We start from the raw sequence: 7955 nt of genomic DNA on the forward strand, positions 1-7955 counted from the left end.
GGCGGCCCGGTCCAGCTTGCCGTTGAGGGTCAACGGCAGCACGTCGAGCGCCACGAACGCCGCCGGCACCATCACGCGGGGCAGCAACGCGTTCAGGTACTCGCGCAGTTCCGCGGCGGTGGGCCCCGCCGAGCCGGAATCGGCCCGGGCGACGGTGTAGGCGACCAGGCGGGCACCCTCGGCGGGGCTCTCGTCCACGATCACCACGCCTCGGGCGAGGCCAGGGTGGCCGAGCAATGCCGCCTCGATCTCGCCGAGTTCGATCCGGTTGCCGCGAATCTTGACCTGATGGTCGGTACGGCCCAGGAACTCGATGCGACCGTCGGCCAGATGCCGGGCACGGTCGCCCGTGCGGTACAGCCGGGCGCCCGGCGGGCCGTACGGGTCGGGCACGAACCGGTCGGCGGTCATCCCGGGGCGGTCGCGGTAGCCGCGAGCCAATCCCGTTCCACCGATACACAGTTCACCGGCCACGCCGGGCGCCACCGGGGCCAGGTCGGCATCGAGCAGATACACCGTGGTGTTGGCGATCGGCCGTCCGATGGTCACGTCGGTCGGGTCCTCGTGGACGTCACCCGCGGTCGACCACACGGTGGTCTCGGTGGGTCCGTACGCGTTGACCAGTCGGTACGCCCGGGCCCGAAGTTCCTCGGCCAGCGGCGTAGGCAGTGGTTCGCCGGCGGCGACGGCGACGACGGCGGGGTCGTCGAAGCCCACGTCGAGCAGCATCCGCCACCCGGACGGGGTGGCCTGTACGTGCGATACCGCGTGGGCCCGAATGAGCCGCAGCAGGGCCCGGCCGTCGCGGACCGCCGTGTCCGGGACGATCACGACCTCGCCACCGCTGATCAGCGGCACGAACAGTTCGATCGCCGAGATGTCGAACGAGGCCGAGGCGAGGCCGAGCCAGACCGCGTAGCGGTCACTGCCGAGGGTGTCACGCGTGGCCCGCACGAGGTTGCCCAGCGCGCCGTGCTCGATCTCGACGCCTTTGGGGCGGCCGGTGGAGCCGGAGGTGGCAATAACGTAGGCGAGGTCGGCCGCCGTGGGTCCCGGGCGTTGACGGGGGGCGGGGGTCGGGGAGGCGGCGGGGGCCGCAGGGTGTTCGGGTGCGGTGTCGGGGCTTTCGACGGCGGCGGGCTCGCGACCCGTGGCCGGTACGGGCGGTTCGGTGGTGGGTGCGTCGATCAGGAGGGCGGCGGCGCGGTGATCGGGGAAGCGGGCGAGCAGGTCCCGCTCGGTCAGCAGCACGTCTGCCGCGCAGTCGGCCAAGACCAGGGCCAGGCGGGCCGGCGGGTGTTCGGGGTCGAGGGGCAGGTAGGCGCCACCGGCCCGTAGGACACCGAGGAGGGCGATCGGCAGCGCCTCGCTGCGACGCACGCACACCGCGACGAGCGTGCCCGGGCCGACGCCCGTGGCCCGCAACCGGTCGGCCGTCGCCTCCACGGCGCTGTAGAGCTGCGCGTAGGTCAGCGTGCGCCCGTCGTAGCGCACCGCGGGCGCGTTCGGGGTGCGGACGACCTGCGCGGCGAACATCGCCGGCAGGGTGGTGGCCGGCTCCACCACGGTGGTGTCGTTCCAGCCGATCAGGACGCGCTCGCGTTCCTCGGCGTCCAGCAACGCGAGCCGGGACAGGGGGGTGTCCGGATCCGCGACGATCGCCCGGAGCAGGGTCAGGTAATGACCGGCGATCCGCTCGACCGCGTCGCGGGCGAGGCCGCGCGGCGCGAACACCAGGCTCAGCGCGAGCCGGTCGGGATCGTCGAGCAGTTGCAGGTGCAGGTCGTTGCGTGCGGCGTGATTGGACATCGTCCACTCGACCGAGGCCCGGACCCCGGTGAATCCGGGAACCTCGGTGCGCCGTCGATAGCTCATCGACACCGGAGCCAACGCGGCGCGGGGGCTGAGCCCCGTGACGACGCGGCCCAACGGAACGTCCCGCAGGCGGTACAGCTCGCGCAGATCGGCGCGCAGCGCCCGCACGAAGGCGCGGAACGGTTCGCGCGTCGCCGGCCGGGTGCGTACGGGCAGTTCGTTGACGAAGCAGCCGATCCTCTCCCGCGTGGCCGCCGTACGGGTGCCCAGGTCGATCGCGACCGTCGGGTCCTCGTTGCCGTAGCGCAGGAGCAGGACGTGCAGGGCCCCGAGCAGCAGCTCGAAGGTGCTGACGTGCAGCACCTCTGCGGTGCGGGCGAGGTCGGCGCGCAGGACGTCGTCCACGAGGATGTCGACGGTGTCGCCGAGGGTGGCGCCGCGCGTGAGGGAGGCGGCGCCCGCGGCGTGGTCGGCTGCGAGGCCGGGGAGGATCGCGGCCGCCGGCTCGGTCGGTAGGTCGGCGAAGCGGGCGCGGGCGGCGACGAGTTCGGTCTCGGTGGGCTCGGCGGGCTCGGTGTGCGCGTGGTCCGGGCGGGCCGGCTCGTCCGACGGGGGGTTCGGGTACGGGGCTTCGCTCGGCGTCGGGCCCGGATCGGTGCCGTGCGCGAACGCGTCGTAGAGGTGGGCGAGTTCACGGATCAGGATGTCCTTGGATCCGCCGTCGAAGGCCGCGTGGTGCGCGACCGTCAGTAGCACTCTGCGATTCGGTGCCAGGGTGATCAGGGTGAAGCGCACCAGTGGGCCCGCAGTCGGGTCGAAGGGGCGGACGGTCTCCTGATGGACCACCCGCCGCTCGGCCGCCTCCGGGCCGTCGGTGGACGCAGCGGTGAGGTCCACGTGGTTGATTCGCGGCTCGGTCGCCGCCGGTACCAGCCACAGGCCGCCGTCCTCCTCACGCAACGCGCTGCGCAGGACGGGGTGTCGCTCGGCCACGGCTGCGCAGGCGCGCTCCAGGGCGGTGATGTCGAGGGCACCCTCGAAGCGGATCGCGAGCGGCATGTGGTTCGCGGTGGCGGCCAGGCCGCCACGCTCGGTGAACCACATCCCGTGCTGGGTGGGCGTGGCACGGAACCGGTGCGAAGGTCTCGCCGGCTCCGCTGTCGATGGTGGTCCCTGCTCTTGGCGGGTCTGGGGCATGGTCAGCTCTCCACAGAGGTCGGCGCGGACACGAGGACGGCCGGGACGGGGCCGGGCACTGCTTCGTCGAGGTGATCGAGCGTGCGGACGCAGTTCGTGACGAAGGACTGCCCGAGGGCCTCGACGTCGGCCTGCTCGAACGCGCACGCGTTGTACAACAACCAGCCGTCGATGGAACCGTCCGGCTTCTCGGACAGGGCCAGTTCGGGCACACCCAGGTCCGGCAGGCCCCCGGGCGTCGGCCACTCGGCGTCCAACTCGCGCGGCAGCTCGAACGGTTCGGACAGCAGACCGAGAAAGTGCGCCCGGTTGGTCCAGCTCTCGTAGCGGACCCAGGCGGCGTCCGGGAACCGGGGGTAGAACTCCGCGAACGGATAGGACTGGTGCTCGCTCGCCGCCAGCGCCGCACTGCGGACCCTGGCGAGCAGTTCGTCGGGACGCGGCGAACCGCTCAGATCCACCCGGATCAGCAGCGACTGCACCAGGCAGCCCACGATCGCCTCGGACCCCGGCTGGGACCTGCCCGGGACGGGGGACATCACCACGATGTCCCGTACCCCGGAGTGGGTGGCCAGGACGTCGGTCCAGCAGGCCGTCGCCAGCATGAACGGCGTCGCCGACCACGCGCGCGCGAGCGCCCGCAGCCGCTCGACCACATCGGCGCCGAGGGTGAAGCGGACCGCGCCGCTGTGCAACCGCGTGGTGTGCGCGCGTCCCGGGAAGGGAACCGTGTGCGCGGGTGCGCCGGCCAACGTTTCGGTCCAGAACCGCCGGGTCCGCGGCCACTGCGCCCGGGCCTGGGTCACCTGCTGGGAACAGGTCAGCGCGAGCGGCGCCAGCGGATTGGCCCGCCCGGAGCGGAACGCCGAGTAGACGAGCGCGAGTTCGCGGAGCAGGATGCCCATCGACCAACCGTCGAAGACCAGGTGGTGCACGGCGAGGACGAGCACGTGGTCCTCGGCGTCGAGTTCGATGAGCAAGGCTCGGACCAGCGGGCCGTGTTCGAGGTCCCAGTACCGCTCCCGATCGACGCGCGCGTATCGGTGCGCGAACTCCTCCCGCTCGGCCGCGGTTGCCCCTTCGGCGCGAACCCGGACCACCTCGGGCGGGAGCTTCGCCAGCACGAAGGCCAGCGTCTCGCCGTCCGACGTGCCGTTTGTTCGGGCGTTCGTCTCGCCGTTCGTCTGGCCGTTCGCCTCGCCCTCCGACTCGCCGTTCGTATTGCCGCGCGATCGGCGGAAGACGGTGCGCAGGGCCTCGTGCCGGTGCACGATCTCGGCCAGGGCGTCGTGGAACACGTCCGGGTCGAACGTGTCGGTGATCCTGATCGCGGCACTCACCGGGCCGACGTCGCGCGGCTCGTCGGTCGCGTACATCCAGACGAAGAAGTTCTCCTGCTGCGAGCTGAGCGGGACGCGATCGCTCTCGGGGCCGGGGCCGGGGCCGGGGCCGGGGTCGGGGCTGGGGCCGGGGTCGGGAGCTGGGCCGGTGCCGGTGCCGGGTTGCTCGGGCCCGAATGCCGATGCCGGTGACGTCGGTTCGCGCGCGGGCGTTCCTTGGCGCGCTGCTTCTTCGGCTGCTCCCTCGGCTGCTCCTTCGGCTGCTTCCGCGGTTGTTCGTCCGGCTGTTCGTTCGGCCGACTGTGGCGCCGCCTCGATCCATTCGGCCTGCGCCCCGAGCCGTGGCAGGTCGAACGGAAGTGACGTCGGGACGTCGATCGCGAAGGTGTGGCCGGCCAGCGCGGCGAGCCGGGTGGCCTTGAACGAGTCGCCGCCCAGGACGAAGAACTCGTCGTTCGGACCCGGGGGCGCGATCTCCAGAACCTCGGCCCACAGTCGACTCAGGGTGACCTCGGTCGGGGTGCTCGGCGCGGTCGCATGCGCCGGGGCGGCCACGGTGGCGAGCAGCGCCCGCAGTTCGGTCTTGACGACCTTTCCGGCAGCGTTTCGCGGCAGGGTGTCCAGGACCAGGAACCGGGTCGGGATCTCTTCGCGCGCCAGCCGTGAGCGCAGGAAGTCCCGCAGGTCGTCGGGCGACGTGCCGGGGTCCAGCACGACGGCCGCCGCCGGCATCGCGCCCATCGCCGCGTGCGGTACGCCGAACGCCGCGGCCTCGACGACCGCCGGATGTTCGTACAACGCGGCCTCGACGGCGAGTGTGGAGATCTTGAACGCGCCGGAGGTGACGAGATCGCTCTCGCGGTCGATCACGTACAGGTAGCCCTCGGCGTCGAGCCGGCCGAGATCGCCCATCCGCACCCAGCCGTCGCGGAACACCTTGGTGCTCGCGGCCTCGTCGCGATGGTAGGCGCGTGGCGTAGTCGGCGACCGCAGCCAGATCTCGCCCGGCACGCCGATGGGCAGCGGGTCGCCGTCCTCGGTCAGCACGCGCAGGTCGTCGCCCAGGACGGAGCGCCCCACCGAACTCGGCCGATCGGGGTCGAAGACCATCGTGGTCTGTGCGGGGGCGGCCTCGGTGGAGGTGTAGGAGTTGACGATCGTGGCGTGCGGAAAGGCGGCAGTCAGCGCGACGGCCGTCGCGGGCGGCAGGGCGGCGGCGGTCGATCCGAGGAGCAACAGGTCGCCGACGTCGTGTCGCGTGGTCGCGCCGGAGCGGACCAGTTCGCCGGCCATCGCGGGCACCACGAAGGCGGTGCCCACCCGGTATTCGGCGATCAGCGCGCAGAATTGTTCGGCCTCGAACGTGGGTACGCAGATGGCGGTGGGCGCTGCGGAGAGCGCGGTGAGCAGCATGGTCTGACCGGCGTTGGTGCCGATCGGGAACGCGTGCAGAAAGTGCCGCGAGTGCGCCAACGGGCGGCGACGCGGCGCCGGTTCCAGGCCGAAGGTGAGATTGGCGTGGGTCGCGGCGACTCCCTTGGGAGTACCGGTGGTACCGGAGGTGTAGAGGATCTGCGCGAGGTCGTCGGCTTGGGGTCCGGTGCGCCGGGCCGGAGCCGTATCGGGCCCGAACGCCGGCCCGTGGCCGACCAGTTCGTGCGGCTGGGCACTCCACGCCGGCCCGGCGGGCAGCTCGATCCACGCGCCGTGGACGACCCCGACGGCGGCACAGTGGGCGAGGATCGCCCCGGTGGTGATCGGCGCGAGGCGCTCGGGGATCGGTACCGCGACCGCGCCGATCTGTTGGACCGCGCAGTAGGCGACCGCGTAGTCGATCCACTCCGCCCCGGAGAAGCACAGCGCGACGCACTCTCCCGCGCCGACGCCCCGGGCGCGCAGACCGTGCGCGAGCGTGTCCGCGCGTTCGGCCCAGGCCGCGAAGGTCAGTCGGTCGTCGGCCGCACCCGGCACGAGAATCGCCGTCTTGCCCGGCTCGGTGCTGACGCGGGCCGCCAGTAGGGCCGGGACGGTTCCGGCGGCCGTCACGGTGTCGTCCGGCGCACGGACGATGCTCGGCACGCGGACGATCCTCGACGTGGGGACGGCCCGTGAGGTGGATGCGGGGACGACCCGCGACGCGGGGTATGGGTTTTCGGGCATGGACGAGGTGCGCGCATGCTGATCTCCGGGGATGTGGCGAGTGCCGAATACACGAGGTGCATGGGCGACTTCGGCCCATGCTCAAGGCGGACATGCCGTGCGCAAACGGACCGATACAGCCATGGAGCGATGGCCGCAGCGGTCTGGACCAAGACTGCCAATGGTTTAGACCAATAACAAGAGCTTGTCGGCAACACGGATCGGTTCGAACGGATCGGTCACACCGGAACGACCTCCGGCTTTTCGCGCAGGCAACGCGAACTTGGGCGCCCGTTCACGTAGTTGCCGAAATGGGGCCTCGGCTCCGTCCCCGTCACAGAGCCTGCGGCCCCCGGCCGACTCGCGCCGTCGGCCGAAGTTCGGCGCATCAGGCCCCTGAAGACCGCATTTCGTCGACTCGGTCGGGAAGGCGGCCGATGCCACCGATCATGCCCAGGCCCGCGTAGGCCGCTTCGTCGGTCACCGGCCGGTCGGGGCGCCATCGGGGGAGGAAGACGACACCGGGCTCGACCAGGTCCGTCCCCGTGAAGAAGTCCTCGACCGTCGCCCGGCTGCGAAAACGTCCACTGCCCAGGGTCGCCAGGAAGACCTTCTCCAACTCCCGTCCCTCGGGCGTCGAATCGGAGAAGTGCGTGATGAAGAGGAAGCTGCCCGGCGCCAGCGCGTCCCGGTACTCGCGCACCAGGCGCGCGGGTTCGTCGGCGTCGGCGAGATGGTGGAGTACCGCGACCAACAGCAGGCCCACGGGCCTGGTGAAATCGAGGAGTTGGACGACGTCGGGGTGAGTGAGCACCTTGTGCGGCTCACGTACGTCGGCGGTGACGACTCGGGTCCGATCGTCGTCCGCCAACAGGGCCCTTCCGTGCGCGACCACGATCGGATCGTGGTCGACATACGCCACCCGCGCCTGCGGATTCGTCTCCTGGGCAACCTCGTGCGTGTTGCGCACGGTCGGCAGGCCGGAGCCGAGGTCGAGGAACTGGTCAACCCCTCGGCCGGCCAGGTAGCGAACCCCACGTTCGAGGATCGCCCGGTTCAGCATGGCCCCGGTGCGCGCGTTGGGCATCACCGTCAGCACCCTGTCGGCGATCGCGCGATCGACGGCGAAGTTGTCCTTACCGCCCAGGATCGCGTCGTAGACCCGGGCCGCGCTGGGCTTGTCGACGTCGATCCCGGTCGGCGCCCAATCGGTGGTCGGGTCCCCGGGTATCCCCGAGTCGGTGGTCGTAGGGACCTGCCACTCGTCGGCCACGCTTCCTCCTGAAGACATTTGACGACGTGCTCCACCGGGTGGGCACCTCGTGCGCAGGAGCGTATCGATTGGACTGGACCATTGCACCGACTTCGGCCGGTCGGACGGTTGAAAACCTTCGGCGGGCATGGGGAGGGGACGGGGGCGGGGACGGGGACGGGCACGGGTGGGACCACGGGTTGAGGCGCGGG

The 7955-nt window shown here is 71.6% G+C and carries 3 protein-coding genes; all 3 read right to left on the bottom strand.

Annotated elements, in window-relative coordinates; genetic code table 11:
• On the bottom strand, nt 1-3012 hold a 3012-nt coding region (locus tag GT354_RS31725), incomplete at its 3' end, for an amino acid adenylation domain-containing protein (RefSeq protein ID WP_161359829.1).
• Nucleotides 3013-3014: 2 nt separating this feature from the next.
• Nucleotides 3015-6431, bottom strand: a complete 3417-nt coding sequence (locus tag GT354_RS56720; protein WP_346012271.1) for an AMP-binding protein — start codon at nt 6429-6431, stop codon at nt 3015-3017.
• Between the two features lie 448 nt (nt 6432-6879).
• Entirely contained in the window at nt 6880-7722 is an 843-nt protein-coding gene (locus GT354_RS31735; protein ID WP_346012272.1) for an SAM-dependent methyltransferase, read from the bottom strand.
• Nucleotides 7723-7955: the final 233 nt, after the last annotated feature.

The sequence above is a fragment of the Streptomyces sp. SID3343 genome, assembly GCF_009865215.1.
GTDB lineage: Bacteria > Actinomycetota > Actinomycetes > Streptomycetales > Streptomycetaceae > Embleya.